At 51.3% G+C, this 17,545-nt stretch carries 17 protein-coding genes; 6 read left to right on the plus strand and 11 right to left on the minus strand.

The genetic code is table 11. From position 1 onward, the window contains the following. Window positions 1–8: 8 nt before the first annotated feature. The 9 genes from atpH to asnC form a co-directional block, all read right to left on the minus strand. Complete coding sequence (gene atpH, locus C2U41_RS22410; RefSeq protein ID WP_003023799.1) at window positions 9–542, minus strand: F0F1 ATP synthase subunit delta; 534 nt, start codon at window positions 540–542, stop codon at window positions 9–11. Between the two features lie 14 nt (window positions 543–556). After that, the gene (atpF, locus tag C2U41_RS22415; RefSeq protein WP_003023796.1) at window positions 557–1,027 is read right to left on the minus strand and encodes a F0F1 ATP synthase subunit B; all 471 of its coding nucleotides are present in this window, start codon (window positions 1,025–1,027) and stop codon (window positions 557–559) included. A gap of 59 nt (window positions 1,028–1,086) precedes the next feature. Further along, a complete protein-coding gene (atpE, locus tag C2U41_RS22420) occupies window positions 1,087–1,326 on the minus strand; it encodes a F0F1 ATP synthase subunit C (RefSeq protein WP_003023794.1) in 240 nt (79 codons plus the stop codon). 46 nt (window positions 1,327–1,372) lie between these two features. Then, window positions 1,373–2,188, minus strand: a complete 816-nt coding sequence (atpB, locus tag C2U41_RS22425; protein ID WP_003023792.1) for a F0F1 ATP synthase subunit A — start codon at window positions 2,186–2,188, stop codon at window positions 1,373–1,375. A 7-nt stretch (window positions 2,189–2,195) separates the two neighbouring features. Continuing rightward, entirely contained in the window at window positions 2,196–2,576 is a 381-nt protein-coding gene (gene atpI / locus C2U41_RS22430) for a F0F1 ATP synthase subunit I (RefSeq protein WP_003023790.1), read from the minus strand. Window positions 2,577–3,190: 614 nt separating this feature from the next. After that, entirely contained in the window at window positions 3,191–3,814 is a 624-nt protein-coding gene (rsmG, locus tag C2U41_RS22435) for a 16S rRNA (guanine(527)-N(7))-methyltransferase RsmG (protein WP_003023788.1), read from the minus strand. 101 nt (window positions 3,815–3,915) lie between these two features. Then, window positions 3,916–5,805, minus strand: a complete 1,890-nt coding sequence (gene mnmG, locus C2U41_RS22440) for a tRNA uridine-5-carboxymethylaminomethyl(34) synthesis enzyme MnmG (protein WP_003023784.1) — start codon at window positions 5,803–5,805, stop codon at window positions 3,916–3,918. 372 nt (window positions 5,806–6,177) lie between these two features. Then, window positions 6,178–6,627: an FMN-binding protein MioC gene (gene mioC, locus C2U41_RS22445; RefSeq protein WP_003023782.1), complete on the minus strand. Its 450-nt coding sequence runs from the start codon at window positions 6,625–6,627 to the stop codon at window positions 6,178–6,180. A gap of 88 nt (window positions 6,628–6,715) precedes the next feature. After that, window positions 6,716–7,174, minus strand: a complete 459-nt coding sequence (gene asnC / locus C2U41_RS22450) for a transcriptional regulator AsnC (protein ID WP_003023780.1) — start codon at window positions 7,172–7,174, stop codon at window positions 6,716–6,718. Between the two features lie 151 nt (window positions 7,175–7,325). Between asnC and asnA the strand changes: the two genes are divergently transcribed. Next, window positions 7,326–8,318, plus strand: coding sequence for an aspartate--ammonia ligase (asnA, locus tag C2U41_RS22455; protein ID WP_003827009.1), 993 nt, complete (start codon window positions 7,326–7,328; stop codon window positions 8,316–8,318). Window positions 8,319–8,321: 3 nt separating this feature from the next. Here the strand turns inward: asnA and viaA are convergent, their stop codons facing one another. Together viaA and ravA are read right to left on the minus strand one after the other, a co-directional pair. Continuing rightward, window positions 8,322–9,773: an ATPase RavA stimulator ViaA gene (viaA, locus tag C2U41_RS22460; protein WP_003023773.1), complete on the minus strand. Its 1,452-nt coding sequence runs from the start codon at window positions 9,771–9,773 to the stop codon at window positions 8,322–8,324. Further along, a complete protein-coding gene (gene ravA / locus C2U41_RS22465; protein WP_103848850.1) occupies window positions 9,767–11,263 on the minus strand; it encodes an ATPase RavA in 1,497 nt (498 codons plus the stop codon). The genes viaA and ravA overlap by 7 nt, the downstream gene beginning before the upstream one ends. A 329-nt stretch (window positions 11,264–11,592) precedes the next feature. On the opposite strand from ravA, the gene kup reads away from it, so the two are divergent. From kup to rbsB, 5 genes are all read left to right on the plus strand, one after another. Beyond that, a complete protein-coding gene (kup, locus tag C2U41_RS22470) occupies window positions 11,593–13,461 on the plus strand; it encodes a low affinity potassium transporter Kup (protein ID WP_003023768.1) in 1,869 nt (622 codons plus the stop codon). 192 nt (window positions 13,462–13,653) lie between these two features. Then, the gene (gene rbsD / locus C2U41_RS22475) at window positions 13,654–14,073 is read left to right on the plus strand and encodes a D-ribose pyranase (protein ID WP_003023766.1); all 420 of its coding nucleotides are present in this window, start codon (window positions 13,654–13,656) and stop codon (window positions 14,071–14,073) included. Window positions 14,074–14,080: 7 nt separating this feature from the next. Beyond that, window positions 14,081–15,586: a ribose ABC transporter ATP-binding protein RbsA gene (gene rbsA, locus C2U41_RS22480; protein WP_003023764.1), complete on the plus strand. Its 1,506-nt coding sequence runs from the start codon at window positions 14,081–14,083 to the stop codon at window positions 15,584–15,586. Between the two features lie 5 nt (window positions 15,587–15,591). Next, window positions 15,592–16,557, plus strand: coding sequence for a ribose ABC transporter permease (gene rbsC / locus C2U41_RS22485; protein WP_003023762.1), 966 nt, complete (start codon window positions 15,592–15,594; stop codon window positions 16,555–16,557). Window positions 16,558–16,581: 24 nt separating this feature from the next. Beyond that, complete coding sequence (gene rbsB, locus C2U41_RS22490) at window positions 16,582–17,472, plus strand: ribose ABC transporter substrate-binding protein RbsB (RefSeq protein WP_103848849.1); 891 nt, start codon at window positions 16,582–16,584, stop codon at window positions 17,470–17,472. The last annotated feature ends 73 nt before the right edge of the window (window positions 17,473–17,545 follow it).

Consider the following 17,545-nt stretch of genomic DNA (forward strand, 5'->3'; position numbering starts at 1 on the left):
CAGTCCCCTTAAGACTGCAAGACGTCTGCAAGGCGTTCAAGACGGCCGCGTACGCTGCCATCAATGACCATATCACCCGCTCGGATGATTACGCCTGCCATTACAGACTTATCGATTTTGCAATTCAGCTTAACTTTGCGTGACAGACGTTTTTCCATCGCTGCGCTAATCTTCTTAAGCTGTTCATCACTCAGTGCATTGGCAGAAGTAACTTCTACCTCAGAGATAGCCTCACTGGCTGCACGCAGGTGAATAAACTGCTCAAGAACATCCGGGAGCGCATTCAGACGGTTATTTTCAGCCATTACCCGAATCAGGTTTTGACCGCTTTCGTCCAGTTGCTCACCGCATACGGCGATAAACGACTCAGCGAGCGTTTCCGGCGCCAGCGCGCCAGAGAGAAGCTCTGCCATTTGTTCGTTTTTTGTCACCTCAGCGGCAAACATCAGCATATCCTGCCAACGGTCAACGCTTTGGTGCTCAACGGCAAAGTCAAAAGCTGCTTTGGCGTAGGGGCGAGCTACCGTAACAAATTCAGACATCAGCCCCTCCCTCCTTACAGTTCAGCGACAAGTTTGTCCACGATGTCGCTATTAGCAGCTTCATCCACGGAACGTTCGATGATCTTCTCGGCGCCAGCAACAGCCAGGATAGCAACTTGCTTACGCAGCTCTTCGCGAGCACGTTTACGCTCGGCTTCAATTTCCGCCTGCGCCTGTGCCACGATTTTAGTACGTTCCTGCTCTGCTTCAGTTTTAGCTTCGTCCAGGATCTGAGCACGGCGTTTGTTCGCCTGCTCGATGATTACCTGAGCTTCCGCCTTCGCTTTTTTCAGCTGGTCGGTCGCGCTGGCCTTTGCAAGGTCAAGATCCTTATGTGCTCGTTCTGCAGAAGCAAGGCCGTCAGCAATTTCTTTTTGACGTTTTTCGATGGCAGCCATTAAAGGCGGCCATACGTACTTCATGCAGAACAGAACGAACAGGACAAACGCGATGGCCTGGCCGAGGATTGTTGCGTTAAGATTCACAGCACAATGCCTCTATCTAGTTAACGTTCTGATATTGCTCTTAATTCAAGCAACGCTTACTACGCGACAGCAAACATCACGTACAGACCCAGACCTACAGCGATCATTGGGATTGCATCCACCAGACCCATAACGATAAAGAACTGAGTACGCAGCAGAGGAATCAGATCCGGTTGACGCGCTGCGCCTTCCAGGAATTTACCCCCGAGGATGCCGATACCGATCGCAGCACCGATTGCCGCCAGACCCATCATCACAGCGGCAGCAATGTACAGCAGATCCATATTCAGGTTTTCCATGACAGTCTCCAGTTTGTTTCAGTTAAAACGTAGTAGTGTTGGTAAATTAATGCTCTTCAGATGCCATCGACAGATAGACAATCGTCAGAACCATAAATATGAAGGCTTGCAGCGTGATAATCAGTATGTGGAAAATGGCCCACGGCACATTCAGGATCCACTGTGACCACCACGGCAACAGACCAGCAATCAGAATGAAAATCAGCTCACCAGCGTACATGTTACCGAACAGTCGCAGACCAAGTGAGATTGGTTTGGACAGCAGGCTTACCCCTTCAAGGATTAAGTTGACAGGGATGAACGCCCAGTGATTGAACGGCTGCAGCGTCAACTCTTTCGCGAAGCCACCGATGCCTTTCATTTTGATGCTGTAGAACAGAATGAGGATAAATACGCCCAGCGCCATCGACAGGGTGATGTTCACGTCAGCAGACGGAACCACACGCAGAGCCGGTAGGCCAAAGATATGCTCACCGATGTACGGCAGCAGGTCGATAGGCAGCAAATCCATCAAGTTCATCAGGAATACCCAGACGAAAATCGTCAGGGCCAGCGGAGCAATCAGCTTGCTTTTGCCATGGTACATGTCTTTCACGCTACCATGCACAAAGCCGATTACCAGCTCAATCGCAGTCTGAAATTTACCTGGTACGCCGCTGGTCGCCTTTTTGGCTACGCTACGGAACATAAGCAGGAACAACAGACCCAGAACCACCGAGAAGAAAATGGAGTCAATATTGAGCGTCCAGAAGGTGGCTGGGGGGTTGTGCGGATCCACCAGCGAGAATGTACGTAGGTCCAACTGAAGGTTATTCAGATGGTGTCCTATGTAATCCTGCGGCGTCATATTTTCTGAAGCCATGATGCCTTTACCCTTTGTTGTTAATTACAGCCGGCGCCAGTATCTGAACCACCAGCACCAAAACCCACGTAACGATCAGCGGCATGAATACCGCTTTCAAAACAGCCAACGCCACCACCAACAACACCAGCATAGCTAATACCTTGAAGGCTTCACCGAAAGCGAACGTCCAGGCTACTCGGCCTTTAGCTGGTGTATGTGCCTGGTGACGCCAGGCAAATATCATAAACAACACATTAGGCAGTAACACTGCCAATCCACCGCACAATGCGGAGATGCCCCAGAAAGGGTCTTTGAGGCTAAATAGCAGTCCACTTGCTATTACCGCCAGAAACTGTGTGAGCAAAAGCTTACGAGCAACGTTTCGACTCAAGAGCGACATAGACATCACGTTTTTACTCCTGCTCCCTTCGAGGTATGCCGCGTGTCGTATAAAACGTTCTTTATGGCTTAGAGTCAAGCATCAAAAAGCGGTCAAATTATACGGTGCGCCTTCTCGATTTCAAACAATAAGTAGCTAAAAAGTGAATAAATGTTTAAATATTTTTCGCTACGCCACATTTATCACTTTTATGCAAACTGTGAACGATCATGCAAAACTGCAAAAGCCGCGTAAACACTGGCTGCAAAGCGTGCACCAGATCACATATTAAGCATATTCGCCCCGGCACTATTTATTTACTTGGCAAATGATGCCATTTCAACTTTTTGATATTTAAGCCTAAAATTCGTTACTGTTTTAAAAATAGCGAATAACAACAAAAAAACCACCCATTGACATTTATAATAAAAAATTAACACGAGCGGTGATTCTTTGATTCTATTTTTAGCAGGCTGATATTTTCACAGCTGACTTGTTTCACTTTTAACAAAAAACGGTACGTTATAGTTATGATGCAAAACCGTAAGGCATTAGTGAAATGTAACGACATTTAACCACACTATTCCTTATGACTTTTAACACCCGAAGAACCGTTTTTTTTCTATTTTTTTTGATAAAAATTAAATTTTGTTTGGCTTAATAACCACCAGATGACGTTCACCATCCAGTTGCGGAACGCGTAATTTTTCGACCGACTCGACGCTGAATTCTGCAGGCAACGAGGCAATTTCATCTTCAGGCAACTGCCCTTTTAGCGCATAAAAACGCCCTTCCTGACCAGGCAAATGATGGCACCAGCTCACCATATCATTGAGTGACGCGAAAGCACGGCTAATCACCCCATCAAACGGCGGCTCCGAAGGGAATTCTTCAACGCGACTTTGCACTGGAGTGATGTTAGTAAGCGCAAGCTCATGCTGCACCTGGCGCAAGAAACGAACGCGTTTTCCCAGGCTATCCAGCAGTGTGAAATGCGCTTCAGGACGTACGATGGAGAGAGGGATTCCCGGTAGGCCCGGACCAGTGCCGACATCGATAAAACGCTCGCCCTTCAGGTACGGCGCGACGACAATGCTGTCCAAAATATGGCGCACCAGCATTTCGTTGGGATCACGCACCGACGTCAGGTTGTACGCTTTGTTCCATTTATGCAGCATATCGACATACGCAATCAGCTGATTTTTCTGGTGATCGGTAAGAGAAATACCGGCATCAGCCAGCAGACGAGAGAGTTTGTTGAGCACGGTCGTTACCTGTAAATAATCTATTGCCCGACGCGCTGTCGCTTATCGGGCCGACAAATTTGTAGGGCGGGCAAACGAAGCGCTCCCGCCAAAAAGTGATATCAAGCGCTGCGACGCAGCATACCTTGTTTTTTCAGCCATACCAGCAGAATGGAGATGGCGGCAGGTGTTACGCCGGAAATACGCGATGCCTGACCGATCGATACCGGTTTGTGATCGTTCAGTTTGGCAATGACCTCATTCGACAAGCCGGAGACCTGACGATAATCCAGCGTTGCAGGCAACAGGGTGTTCTCATTACGCTGTTGTCTCTCGATCTCTTCCTGCTGACGGGCGATATATCCTTCGTATTTCACCTGAATTTCAACCTGTTCTGCGGCCTGAGCATCATCAAGCGCAGGTGCAAACGCAGATAAAGAGGTCAACTGAGCATAGGTCATATCCGGGCGACGCAGCAGATCTTCACCGCTAGCTTCACGTGACAGAGGTGTAGCCAGGTGAGCATTCACTTCTGCTGCGGACTCCGCTAACGGATTCACCCAGGTTGATTTGAGACGCTGGCGTTCTTGTTCAATACGCTCCAGCTTCTCGTTGAAGCGAGCCCAACGCTCATCGTCCACCAGTCCCAGCTCACGGCCAATTTCGGTCAGACGCAGGTCGGCGTTATCTTCGCGCAGCATCAAACGGTATTCCGCGCGTGAGGTGAACATGCGGTACGGTTCTTTGGTGCCCAGCGTACACAGATCGTCCACCAGCACACCAAGATAAGCCTGATCGCGGCGCGGCGCCCAGCCGTCTTTGTCAGCAGACAAGCGTGCGGCGTTCAGACCAGCCAGCATCCCTTGCGCGGCAGCTTCTTCATAACCGGTCGTACCGTTGATCTGACCAGCAAAGAACAGACCCTGGATGAATTTGCTTTCCAGAGTAGGTTTCAGGTCGCGCGGATCGAAGAAATCATACTCAATCGCGTAGCCAGGACGGACGATTCTGGCATTTTCCATCCCCTGCATGGAACGGACAATTTGCATCTGCACATCGAACGGCAGGCTGGTGGAGATGCCATTCGGGTAAATTTCGTTAGACGTCAGTCCTTCCGGTTCGAGGAAGATCTGATGTTGGTTACGATCGGCAAAGCGCATCACTTTGTCTTCGATCGACGGGCAATAGCGTGGGCCGATACCTTCGATCACGCCTGCGTACATCGGGCTACGATCGAGGTTATTACGGATCACATCATGGGTTTTTTCATTGGTATGCGTGATGTAACACGGCATCTGGCGCGGATGTTGAGAAGCATCGCCCAGGAATGAGAAGACCGGCATCGGGTTATCGCTGTTTTGCTGGCCGAGCACGCTGAAATCAATCGTGCGCGCATCGATTCGCGGCGGTGTACCGGTTTTCAGGCGACTGACGCGCAGCGGCAGTTCACGCAGACGACGTGACAGCGGAATAGACGGCGGATCGCCAGCGCGGCCACCGCTGTAGTTGTCCAGACCAATATGAATTTTGCCGTCGAGGAAAGTCCCCACGGTTAACACGACCGCTTTGGCACGGAACTTCAGTCCCATTTGGGTTACCGCGCCTACGACACGATCGTTTTCAACAATCAGATCTTCAACCGCCTGTTGGAAGATCATCAGGTTGGGTTGATTCTCCAGTGCGGTACGTACCGCCTGGCGATAGAGCACACGATCGGCCTGAGCGCGAGTAGCACGAACGGCAGGCCCTTTGCTGGCGTTTAGTATCCTAAACTGGATACCCGCATGGTCGATCGCTTTTGCCATCAACCCACCAAGCGCATCCACTTCTTTTACCAGGTGTCCCTTCCCAATACCGCCGATCGCCGGGTTGCAGCTCATCTGTCCCAGAGTGTCGATATTGTGTGTCAAAAGCAGAGTCTGTTGACCCATTCGCGCCGCGGCCATTGCGGCCTCGGTGCCTGCATGACCCCCGCCAATGATGATGACGTCAAAAGGATCCTGATAAAACATGGTGATTGCCTCGCATAACGCGGTGTGAAAATGGATTGAAGCCCGGGCCGTGGATTCTACTCAACTTTAGTCGATGGAGAAAGACCTGGGATCCTGGGTATTAAAAAGAAGATCTTTTTATTTAGAGATCTGTTTTATTGTGATCTCTTATTAGGATCGCACCTTTCTGTGGATAAGGGCGATCCTTTAAGTAAGATCAACAGGTTGCTGAGGATCATTAGCTGTGAATGATCGGTGATCCTGGTCCGTATAAGCTGGGATCAGAATGAAGGGTTATACACAACTCAAAAACTGAACAACAGTTGTTCTTGGGATAACTACCGGTTGATCCAAGCTTTTAACCAGAGTTATCCACATAAAAAAGTACGATCTTTACAAATCTCTGAGCAACGGATGCCACGATCCCAGCCAAATTTCAGCCGGATCTTCCGGAATTTCATGTTCCAGTACGTTGATCCTGAGCGTTTCGCCGATCTGTTTTGCCCCACAGGCCTTCAATTCGGCTTCCAGCTTGTCGATTGCGCCGCAAAAGGTGTCATATTCACGACTGCCGATCCCGATTGCACCAAAGTGCACTTGTGACAGGTTCGGTTTCTGCTCGCGTAAGGCATCATATAAAGGCTGCAGGTTGTCAGGAATGTCTCCTGCTCCGTGTGTGGAGCTGATAATCAGCCAGATCCCGTCAGTCGGAACCTCTTCAAGCATTGGCCCATGCAGTATTTCGCTGGAAAAACCGGCGTCGTCCAGCTTTTCAGCCAGATGCTCTGCTACATATTCCGCACTGCCAAGCGTACTACCGCTGATAAGAGTGATGTCTGCCATGATCGCCCACCTTTATAAAGAGGGCGTATTGTACGCTGTGTGCGAGCTGGGATCTACCTGTGGAAAAATAGGGGATTAAAAAACCCGATCACGGCTTGATGGTACGCATAATCGGGTTCTGCAAGACGATCAGGGTTTCAGTGGACTGAATTTCGTCAATTGTTTGGATCTTGTTGATAAGTACCTGCTGCAACGCGTCGATCGATTTGCACATTACCTTAATAAAGATGCTGTAGTGCCCGGTGGTGTAATACGCTTCGGTCACTTCATCGAGGCTTTCCAGTCTTGCAAGTGCTGACGGATAGTCTTTCGCACTTTTCAGAATGATGCCGATAAAGCAGCCGACGTCGTAACCCAATTGTTTGGGACTAACATCAATCCGCGCGCCGGTAATGATCCCGGCCTGCTTCATCTTTTCTACGCGAACGTGAATTGTTCCTGGGCTGACGCCGAACTGTTTGGCTAATTCTGCGTAGGCTGTACGGGCATTTTCCATCAGGGCATCAAGAATGCCGCGGTCCAGATTGTCGATCTGATAATTTTCCATAGGTTTTTCTTATGTAGATTAATGATTCCCTCTATTTTAGTCGTTAATTTTAACGAATCAAAATCGAAGTCGGCTTTTTGTTTGTTGATTATTGAATATTACCTCCATTCTGTTGCTTAATCATAGGCAACAGGACACAGGAGTACACATAATGAAAACCGCTTACATTGCCAAACAACGTCAAATTAGCTTCGTAAAATCTCATTTTTCTCGCCAGCTGGAAGAGCGTTTAGGTCTGATCGAAGTTCAGGCTCCGATCCTCAGCCGCGTTGGAGATGGTACGCAGGATAACTTGTCGGGCTGTGAAAAAGCGGTGCAGGTGAAGGTTAAAGCATTGCCAGACGCTCAATTCGAAGTGGTTCATTCACTGGCGAAGTGGAAGCGTCAAACGTTAGGACAACACGACTTTAGCGCAGGCGAGGGGCTGTACACGCATATGAAAGCCCTGCGTCCCGATGAAGATCGCCTCTCCCCGCTGCACTCTGTGTACGTGGACCAGTGGGACTGGGAGCGCGTTATGGGCGACGGTGAGCGTCAATTCTCCACTCTGAAAAGCACGGTAGAGGCTATCTGGGCGGGAATTAAGGCTACAGAAGCTGCGGTTAGCAAAGAGTTTGGTCTGGCACCGTTCCTGCCAGAGCAGATCCACTTTGTTCATAGCCAGGAGCTGTTATCTCGTTATCCGGATCTTGACGCAAAAGGTCGTGAACGTGCGATCGCTAAAGAGCTGGGTGCGGTATTCCTGGTGGGGATCGGCGGTAAACTCAGTGACGGTCACCGTCATGATGTACGTGCGCCGGATTATGATGACTGGAGTTCAGCGTCTGAGCTGGGCCATGCCGGTTTGAACGGTGATATTCTGGTCTGGAACCCGGTTCTGGAAGATGCGTTTGAGCTGTCTTCTATGGGGATCCGTGTGGATGCTGACGCTCTGAAACACCAGCTGTCTTTGACCGGTGATGAAGATCGCCTGAGTCTGGAATGGCACCAGGCGCTGCTGCGTGGTGAAATGCCGCAGACGATTGGTGGGGGGATTGGGCAGTCGCGTCTGACCATGCTGTTGCTGCAATTACCGCACATTGGCCAGGTTCAGTGTGGCGTATGGCCGGCCCAGGTACGTGAAAGCGTCGCTTCTCTGCTGTAACAATTAACGCCGCCAGCGTCTGAGCAGGCGGCTTCGCATCCCGGTATCAAAGCGCCAGATATGATCGAAAATGCGCATGATGCCGGGTTTGCCATGTGCTGACATCGCTACCGCATGAAAACGGTGCTGGTGCACCCGCTGTAATTCCCCCACTTTGCTGACGACTTCATCGGGTAATCGCTGAGCGATAAAATCTGAGATAACCACCGCATCGGCATCAAACCATTCCCGACCCTGCATGCGTTCAATAATGGCGCGAAAACAGCTGGCAATATCAGTACCGCCACGAAAGCGCTGACTTAAAAAGCGGATCGCCTGTTCGATGCCCTCCGGACCGGAAAGCTCATAGCGCACCACTTCTGTTGAAAACAGCATAATGAAACAGCGCCGGTTATCGGCAAGGGCGACGCGCATTAGCGCCAGGCAAAAGGCTTTCGCACACTGCTCATTAAACCCGCCCATCGATCCTGATGTATCAACGCAGACGATAAAAGGTCCGCGCGGCTGCTCGTCAAAATCCTGATGCACCACCGGACGTTCTGTTACCTTCTCACGCCATGCTTCGCCGTGCAGGCGGTAGGTCAGCAGTTGCTTTTCCACCAGCCGTCGGTAGAACTCGTATTCCAGTTCGGTAATGCCCAACGTGGCCAGTTCTGGCGGTAGCAGGCGCAGGATATCGTCACTTTGCTGGATGCCATCCACCTGCTCCGGGACGGTTGCCGGTTCGCGCACCAGGGTACGGAAGGTTTCCATTGGCGCATCTTTACGCGGCACGGATTTCGCCTCTCTGGAACGACCTAACTGCTCGGCCAGCCGCTGGAGTTCGGGTTGTTGCGTCAGAAATTCGCCGTATTTCACCATCAACTGATAATCACCGCGCTTGATTTGGCCCGCGCTCATATCCCACAACCGGCCTGCAGCGTTGTCATTTTCCGCCAGAACGGGTTCCAGTTGTCCGCTAAGGGTCATCCGTTCCTGTACTTCACTGAGCAAATGCTCGCGCTCTTCTTCCAGCAGTTGCTGATTCAGCGTTGTGGTTTGCACCACCAGGCTCAGGCGCCAGCGCTGGAGAAAAAGCGTATGTAGGGCGGGCGTAAAGGTGCTGTTGTCATTGACCAGTTGCTGCGCTTGCCCAGCCCAGGGCGAATGGAGTCGGTGCAATAGCGATAATATTTGCGGTAGTTGAACGATAAACTGCGCATGAGAGAGGAGCTGGCTTTGTTGATAACAAATGACTTCTTCTGCCAACTCCGGCGGCACATGGGTATCTTTGAGGCGGCTACGCAAAGATTCGCGCCAGCGGGGAATATCGTCAGTGATCGCTTTTTTAAGGCGAGGAAATTTTTTAAAAAATACCACCATCTTTGGGGAAGCCAACAGGGCGACGATCATCTCTTCGATCATCGCCTCTTCGCTGACTGCCAGCATTATGTTGAGTGTATCAAGGGTCAGCATTGTTGCGCCTGGCGGATTTGCACCCCGACATCCTGCAGGCTGGCCTCAATGCGGCCTAACCAGTCGCTATGAATAAACAGGCATTTTTGCTGTTCGCTGAATGCGCTGTGCTGCTGATGCCACTCGTTATCGAGCGCTTCAAGCTCCTGCTTTATCTCTGCGGGCATACTCTCTTGCGAAGCCCCCGGCAGCGCCAGGCGAGAACCCTGTAAACTGACATCGCGCACAACCAGATGCTGTGCACTATCGACTTCCATATTCAGTGTTTGGGCAAAGCCGATCCCGTTTAATTTTCCGCGGATTTCACCGCCTTTTGTTAGCCACAGTTCCAGCGCACTGCGTTCAAAAGCAATATGGATAACTTCCATATCATGCAGCTTTAATGGCTTTTGTAGCAGTAATGTCACGACTGAGGACGTAGCTTCTGGTGGTAAATCATAATGAGGACGACGACTGAACATGCCACCCTGACGGATTACCGTGAACGCCGTTTTGTCGCTTTGTTGCTGCTGGAGTTGAATGCGGCGCTGCACAATACTGCCCAGGCGCGTCAGCATGGCTTGCTGCTGCCAGGCGTGTCCGGTCATCAATATTTCAAGCTGCTGTTGCATCAGATTCAGGCTTTGCGCGTCGTACCACAGACAATCTTTCAGCAGGATCAGGTCGATAGGTACTACCGCATCACGTCCGCTAAAGAAAGCGCTGGCCTGGAGTAAGCGGATCGCTTTTTTCCAGCGACGATCGGACACGTAGGGGGCATTCGGTAGCGTTTCCAACTGCTGGCGTAGAGTGAAAATAAGCTCAAACACGCGATCGGGAAGCTTGATGGCGCCAATGTCTTTTTGCCACTGGTGATACTCTTCATCCGTCACCTGCAATGATGCGGGGACCGGGTTGTCGCTTTCATCCTGCTGACTTAGCAGCATGGACCGGAAATTGGCCTTGTCCTGAACTTTATCCAGCCACAGACGAATCAGCATACGGTCGTACAGCGCTTCCAGGCTGCTGTCGGCTTCAGGCAGTTCGTTGGATGCGGCCACCAGCAAACGCATCGGAATTTTTTCTTCATACGCGCCGTTGCGAAAGTGACGTTCGTTAATGGCGGTCAGCAGGGTGTTAAGAATTGCCGGGCCTGCTTTCCAGATTTCATCAAGAAAAACGATTTCAGCTTCAGGAAGATAGCCCGCCGTTAAGCGTTCATAGCGACCTTCGTCTTTAAGGGCCTGTATGGACAGCGGGCCGAAAACTTCTTCCGGCGTAGAGAAGCGCGTCATCAGGTATTCAAAAGCGCGTGCATTTTGGAAGGCAAACTTCAGTCGGCGGGCAATTAAGCTCTTTGCGATCCCCGGGGGGCCTAATAAGAAAACGCTCTCGCCGCTGAGTGCTGCCAGCAGACACAGACGAATGGCGTGGCTACGTTCATAAAGTCCCTTTTCCAGCGCATTGCTCAGACGGGAAATTCTTTCCGCTAATAAATGTGGGTGAGCCATAATGAAGTGGCGTCCTTTCGCCAAATGTACTGCATAAACTGCGAGTATAGATGCTTCACACCATTGCAGTAATAGACTGAAGGTGCGCTTATTTTTCTTTGAGCCAGATTAATCTGGTCTCATTTAGGGGTACGATTTTGTGATTAATCGTGCATACTGTGCGCCTTTTTGTGGGCCAAGGGACGACGCACACATTTCTTATATATACACCAAATCAATCAAGCTGCACCAAGGCGGCAATGGAGTTTTCTCCTGGGATGGGGGGAATAACGAATGCAGCCCACACGGAGTGGCTTGAAAGATGATGTGTATAAACGAAAGACGAGTCTATGAGCACTGATAATAAACAATCATTGTCTGCGATTACCCTTGCAGCCATTGGGGTTGTCTACGGTGATATTGGTACCAGCCCACTTTATACGCTTCGTGAATGTTTGTCCGGCCAGTTTGGTTTTGGCGTTGAACGTGATGCCGTATTTGGTTTTCTCTCGCTGATTTTCTGGCTGCTGATCTTTGTTGTCTCCATTAAATACCTGACGTTTGTCATGCGCGCAGATAACGCCGGAGAAGGCGGGATCCTGACGCTGATGTCATTGGCCGGGCGCAATACCTCGGCGCGAACAACCTCCATGCTGGTCATTATGGGATTGATAGGCGGCAGCTTCTTCTATGGTGAAGTGGTGATTACGCCAGCCATTTCGGTGATGTCTGCGATTGAAGGTCTGGAGATTATTGCCCCGCAACTGGATACCTGGATTGTTCCGCTCTCGATAATCGTACTGACCCTGCTGTTTTTGATTCAAAAACACGGTACCGGCATGGTCGGTAAGCTGTTTGCGCCGATTATGCTGCTGTGGTTCCTGACGCTGGCGGTTTTAGGCGTACGCAGTATTATTGGCAATCCGGAAGTACTGCAGGCGCTAAATCCGTATTGGGCGGTGCATTTCTTCCTCGAATTCAAAACGTTGTCTTTTATTGCGCTGGGTGCGGTGGTGTTGTCGATTACCGGTGTTGAAGCGCTGTATGCGGATATGGGCCACTTCGGTAAGTTGCCGATTCGCCTGGCATGGTTCTCTGTGGTGTTGCCTTCACTGGTACTGAACTATTTTGGTCAGGGGGCGCTACTGTTAAAGCATCCTGAAGCGATCAAAAACCCGTTCTTCCTGTTGGCGCCAGACTGGGCGTTGATCCCGCTACTGATCCTCGCTGCGCTGGCGACGGTAATCGCTTCGCAGGCGGTTATCTCCGGTGTGTTCTCGCTGACGCGTCAGGCCGTGCGTTTGGGATATTTATCGCCAATGCGCATTATCCATACCTCGGAAATGGAGTCGGGCCAGATCTACATTCCTTTCGTTAACTGGATGCTCTATTTTGCGGTGGTTATTGTGATTGTGAGTTTTGAACACTCCAGTAATCTGGCCGCGGCGTACGGGATTGCGGTAACGGGGACGATGGTGCTGACCTCTATTTTGTCGACCACCGTGGCGCGCAAAAACTGGCACTGGAATAAATACTTCGTCTTCCTGATCCTGGTGGCATTCCTGTGCGTCGATGTTCCGCTGTTCTCCGCGAACCTCGATAAACTGATTTCCGGCGGTTGGCTGCCTCTGACGCTGGGTCTGGTGATGTTCACCATCATGACCACCTGGAAAAGTGAACGCTTCCGTCTGCTGCGTCGTATGCATGAGCACGGTAACTCTCTGGAGGCGATGATTGCTTCTCTGGAGAAATCACCACCGGTACGCGTGCCGGGAACGGCTGTATATATGTCCCGCGCACTGAACGTCATCCCGTTTGCGCTTCTGCATAACCTCAAACATAACAAGGTGCTGCATGAGCGCGTTATTCTGCTGACGCTGCGCACGGAAGATGCGCCCTATGTTCACAACGTGCGTAGGGTGCAGATTGAGCAGTTATCGCCCACCTTCTGGCGCGTGGTTGCCAGCTACGGTTGGCGCGAAACGCCGAACGTGGAGGAAGTGTTCCATCGCTGCGGTCTGGAAGGCTTAAGCTGCCGGATGATGGAAACCTCCTTCTTCATGTCGCACGAGTCGCTGATTGTCGGCAAACGACCATGGTACTTGCGTCTGCGCGGTAAGCTGTATCTGCTGCTACAGCGCAATGCGCTGCGTGCGCCGGACCAGTTTGAAATCCCACCGAACCGGGTTATTGAGCTCGGTACTCAGGTCGAGATTTAATCTCATCAACGCCCTCTTTCATCGTGAAAGGGGGCGTTTTGTTTTGCCCCTCCCAGTTTTCATTTCATCTAATGATAATCCTTGCGAAACGTTTCGATGGCGATCACATTTTCGTAACGTCGCGGTGGTTTTCTGTCCACTCTTCGCACTACACTTATCTCCAGCGAAACGTTTCGCTAGTGGGGAAAGAAAATGAAGAAAGGCACGGTACTCAACTCTGAAATTTCATCGGTGATCTCCCGTCTGGGGCATACCGATACGCTGGTGGTGTGTGATGCAGGTTTACCCATCCCGAACAGCACAACGCGTATCGATATGGCATTAACCCAGGGCGTACCTTCTTTTATGCAGGTACTGGATGTGGTCACACGTGAAATGCAGGTCGAGGCGGCCATTCTCGCGTCGGAAATTAAACAACATAATCCGCAACTCCACGAAACGTTGCTCAGCCACATTGAGCAACTGCAACAACACCAGGGAAACACCATAGAAATTCGTTACACCACGCATGAACAATTCAAAAAACAAACCGCAGACAGTCAGGCGGTAATTCGCAGCGGAGAGTGTTCTCCGTATGCGAATATCATTCTCTGTGCTGGCGTCACGTTCTGAGGCCATCATGAACGCATTACTGCAACTCAAAGGGATCGATAAAGCGTTCCCGGGCGTAAAAGCGCTATCCGGCGCCGCGCTGAATGTCTACCCAGGCCGCGTAATGGCGCTGGTGGGCGAAAACGGCGCGGGTAAATCCACCATGATGAAGGTGCTGACCGGAATCTACACCCGTGATGCCGGTTCCTTATTGTGGCTGGGGAAAGAGACCACCTTTAACGGCCCGAAATCCTCCCAGGAAGCCGGAATCGGTATCATCCACCAGGAGCTGAACCTGATCCCGCAACTCACTATCGCTGAAAACATTTTTCTCGGTCGTGAGTTTGTGAATCGCTTTGGCAAAATTGACTGGAAGAAGATGTACGCCGAAGCCGATCTGCTGCTCGCCAAACTCAATCTGCGCTTTAAAAGCGACAGGCTGGTCGGTGAGCTGTCGATTGGCGATCAGCAGATGGTCGAAATTGCTAAAGTGCTGAGCTTTGAATCGAAGGTCATCATTATGGATGAACCGACGGATGCCCTCACCGACACCGAAACCGAATCCCTGTTCCGCGTCATTCGCGAACTGAAATCCCAGGGACGCGGCATTGTCTATATTTCTCACCGCATGAAAGAGATCTTCGAGATTTGCGACGACGTAACCGTCTTCCGCGATGGGCAGTTTATTGCCGAGCGTGAAGTCGCATCGCTTACCGAAGACTCGCTGATTGAAATGATGGTGGGACGTAAGCTGGAAGATCAGTACCCGCGCCTGGAAAAAGCGCCGGGTGATATTCGCCTGAAGGTCGATAATCTGTGCGGTCCTGGCGTAAACGATGTGTCATTCACGCTGCGTAAAGGCGAGATCCTTGGCGTATCGGGGCTGATGGGGGCCGGACGTACCGAGCTGATGAAAGTGTTGTACGGCGCATTGCCACGCACCAGCGGCTACGTCACGCTTGATGGCCATGAAGTGGTTACCCGTTCGCCGCAGGATGGACTGGCTAACGGCATCGTCTATATTTCTGAAGACCGTAAACGCGATGGTTTAGTGCTCGGCATGTCGGTGAAAGAGAATATGTCACTGACCGCGCTGCGTTATTTCAGCCGTGCAGGCGGAAGCCTTAAACATAAAGATGAGCAGCAGGCGGTGGGTGATTTTATTCGCCTGTTCAATGTTAAAACGCCATCGATGGAACAGGCTATCGGCCTTCTTTCCGGCGGTAACCAGCAGAAAGTGGCGATTGCGCGCGGTCTGATGACCCGGCCAAAAGTGCTGATCCTTGATGAACCAACGCGCGGCGTTGACGTTGGGGCGAAAAAAGAAATCTATCAGCTTATCAACCAGTTTAAGGCTGATGGGCTGAGTATCATTCTGGTCTCTTCTGAGATGCCAGAAGTATTGGGCATGAGCGATCGAATTATCGTTATGCATGAAGGGCATCTCGGCGGTGAATTCACTCGCGAGCAGGCCACTCAGGAAGTATTAATGGCTGCCGCTGTGGGCAAGCTTAATCGCGTGAATCAGGAGTAAAAAAGATGACTACCCAGGCTGTTTCTGGTCGCCGTTATTTCACTAAAGCATGGCTTCTGGAGCAAAAGTCGCTCATCGCTCTGTTAGTGCTGATCGCGATTGTTTCCACCATGAGCCCTAACTTTTTTACCGTTAATAACCTGTTCAACATTCTTCAGCAAACGTCGGTGAACGCCATCATGGCGGTTGGCATGACGCTGGTTATCCTGACGTCGGGTATCGATCTGTCCGTCGGTTCCTTGCTGGCGCTTACCGGTGCGGTTGCGGCTTCGATTGTAGGGATTGAAGTCAATGCGCTGGTGGCTGTTGCTGCGGCCCTGGCGCTCGGCGCTGCCATTGGCGCGGTAACCGGGGTGATTGTCGCGAAAGGTCGCGTGCAGGCGTTTATCGCGACTCTGGTTATGATGCTGCTGCTGCGCGGTGTGACCATGGTCTACACCAACGGCAGTCCGGTAAACACCGGGTTTACTGACAATGCCGATCTGTTTGGCTGGTTCGGGATTGGTCGTCCGTTAGGCGTCCCTACGCCGGTGTGGATCATGGGGATTGTCTTCCTCGCGGCGTGGTACATGCTGCACCACACGCGTCTGGGGCGTTATATCTATGCGCTGGGCGGTAACGAAGCGGCAACGCGTCTGTCCGGTATCAGCGTAAGTAAAATCAAAATTATCGTTTACTCACTGTGCGGTCTGCTGGCATCGCTGGCGGGCATCATTGAAGTTGCGCGCCTCTCCTCTGCGCAACCGACGGCAGGTACTGGCTATGAGTTAGATGCTATCGCAGCGGTAGTATTAGGCGGTACTAGCCTGGCGGGTGGTAAAGGACGAATTGTTGGGACGCTGATCGGCGCATTGATTCTTGGTTTCCTCAATAATGGGTTGAATTTGTTAGGTGTATCCTCCTATTACCAGATGATCGTCAAAGCGGTGGTGATTTTGCTGGCGGTACTGGTAGACAACAAAAAGCAGTAACAACGATTACAGGACATCTTAAATATGAACATGAAAAAACTGGCTACCCTGGTTTCTGCTGTTGCGCTGAGCGCCACCGTGAGTGCGAATGCGATGGCGAAAGATACCATTGCGCTGGTGGTCTCCACCCTCAATAACCCGTTCTTTGTTTCTCTGAAGGATGGGGCGCAAAAAGAGGCGGATAAGCTGGGTTACAACCTGGTGATTCTGGACTCGCAGAACAACCCGGCGAAAGAGCTGGCTAACGTTCAGGACTTAACGGTTCGTGGAACTAAAATTCTGCTGATCAACCCAACCGACTCTGATGCCGTTGTTAATGCTGTGAAGATGGCTAACCAGGCAAAAATTCCGGTTATTACCCTTGACCGTGTTGCCTCCAAAGGCGAAGTGGTAAGCCACATTGCGTCTGATAACGTGTTGGGCGGCAAAATTGCAGGTGATTACATCGCGAAGAAAGCAGGTGAAGGCGCGAAAGTTATCGAACTGCAGGGGATTGCCGGCACTTCTGCGGCGCGTGAGCGTGGCGAAGGTTTCCAGCAGGCCGTTGCGGCACACAAATTTAACGTCCTGGCCAGCCAGCCGGCAGACTTCGACCGCACTAAAGGTCTGAACGTTATGCAGAACCTGCTGACCGCGCATCCTGATGTGCAGGCCGTATTTGCTCAGAACGATGAAATGGCGCTGGGTGCGCTGCGCGCACTGCAAACCGCGGGTAAATCTGATGTGATGGTGGTTGGATTTGACGGCACTCCAGATGGCGAAAAAGCAGTAAATGATGGCAAACTGGCTGCGACCATTGCTCAGTTGCCGGATCAGATCGGCGCGAAAGGCGTTGAGACTGCGGATAAAGTCCTGAAAGGCGAGAAGGTTCAGGCTAAATATCCGGTTGACCTGAAGCTGGTCATCAAGCAGTAATACCGATTCAGGTCGCTCGCGGCCTGATGGAGACATAAATACGCCATCCCCGTATCTGGTTTTGGGGATGAAA

Origin of the sequence: Citrobacter freundii complex sp. CFNIH4 (assembly GCF_002934505.1) — a bacterium.
GTDB classification, from domain to species: Bacteria; Pseudomonadota; Gammaproteobacteria; order Enterobacterales; family Enterobacteriaceae; genus Citrobacter; species Citrobacter freundii.

What these genes read in the sequence shown, in the direction of transcription:
- atpH (WP_003023799.1), bottom strand. Translation starts at nt 542, where the DNA reads ATGTCTGAATTTGTTACGGTAGCTCGCCCCTACGCCAAAGCAGCTTTT.
- atpE (WP_003023794.1), bottom strand. Translation starts at nt 1,326, where the DNA reads ATGGAAAACCTGAATATGGATCTGCTGTACATTGCTGCCGCTGTGATG.
- atpB (WP_003023792.1), bottom strand. Translation starts at nt 2,188, where the DNA reads ATGGCTTCAGAAAATATGACGCCGCAGGATTACATAGGACACCATCTG.
- atpI (WP_003023790.1), bottom strand. Translation starts at nt 2,576, where the DNA reads ATGTCTATGTCGCTCTTGAGTCGAAACGTTGCTCGTAAGCTTTTGCTC.
- mnmG (WP_003023784.1), bottom strand. Translation starts at nt 5,805, where the DNA reads ATGTTTTATCAGGATCCTTTTGACGTCATCATCATTGGCGGGGGTCAT.
- mioC (WP_003023782.1), bottom strand. Translation starts at nt 6,627, where the DNA reads ATGGCAGACATCACTCTTATCAGCGGTAGTACGCTTGGCAGTGCGGAA.
- asnC (WP_003023780.1), bottom strand. Translation starts at nt 7,174, where the DNA reads ATGGAAAATTATCAGATCGACAATCTGGACCGCGGCATTCTTGATGCC.
- asnA (WP_003827009.1), top strand. Translation starts at nt 7,326, where the DNA reads ATGAAAACCGCTTACATTGCCAAACAACGTCAAATTAGCTTCGTAAAA.
- viaA (WP_003023773.1), bottom strand. Translation starts at nt 9,773, where the DNA reads ATGCTGACCCTTGATACACTCAACATAATGCTGGCAGTCAGCGAAGAG.
- ravA (WP_103848850.1), bottom strand. Translation starts at nt 11,263, where the DNA reads ATGGCTCACCCACATTTATTAGCGGAAAGAATTTCCCGTCTGAGCAAT.
- kup (WP_003023768.1), top strand. Translation starts at nt 11,593, where the DNA reads ATGAGCACTGATAATAAACAATCATTGTCTGCGATTACCCTTGCAGCC.
- rbsD (WP_003023766.1), top strand. Translation starts at nt 13,654, where the DNA reads ATGAAGAAAGGCACGGTACTCAACTCTGAAATTTCATCGGTGATCTCC.
- rbsA (WP_003023764.1), top strand. Translation starts at nt 14,081, where the DNA reads ATGAACGCATTACTGCAACTCAAAGGGATCGATAAAGCGTTCCCGGGC.
- rbsC (WP_003023762.1), top strand. Translation starts at nt 15,592, where the DNA reads ATGACTACCCAGGCTGTTTCTGGTCGCCGTTATTTCACTAAAGCATGG.
- rbsB (WP_103848849.1), top strand. Translation starts at nt 16,582, where the DNA reads ATGAACATGAAAAAACTGGCTACCCTGGTTTCTGCTGTTGCGCTGAGC.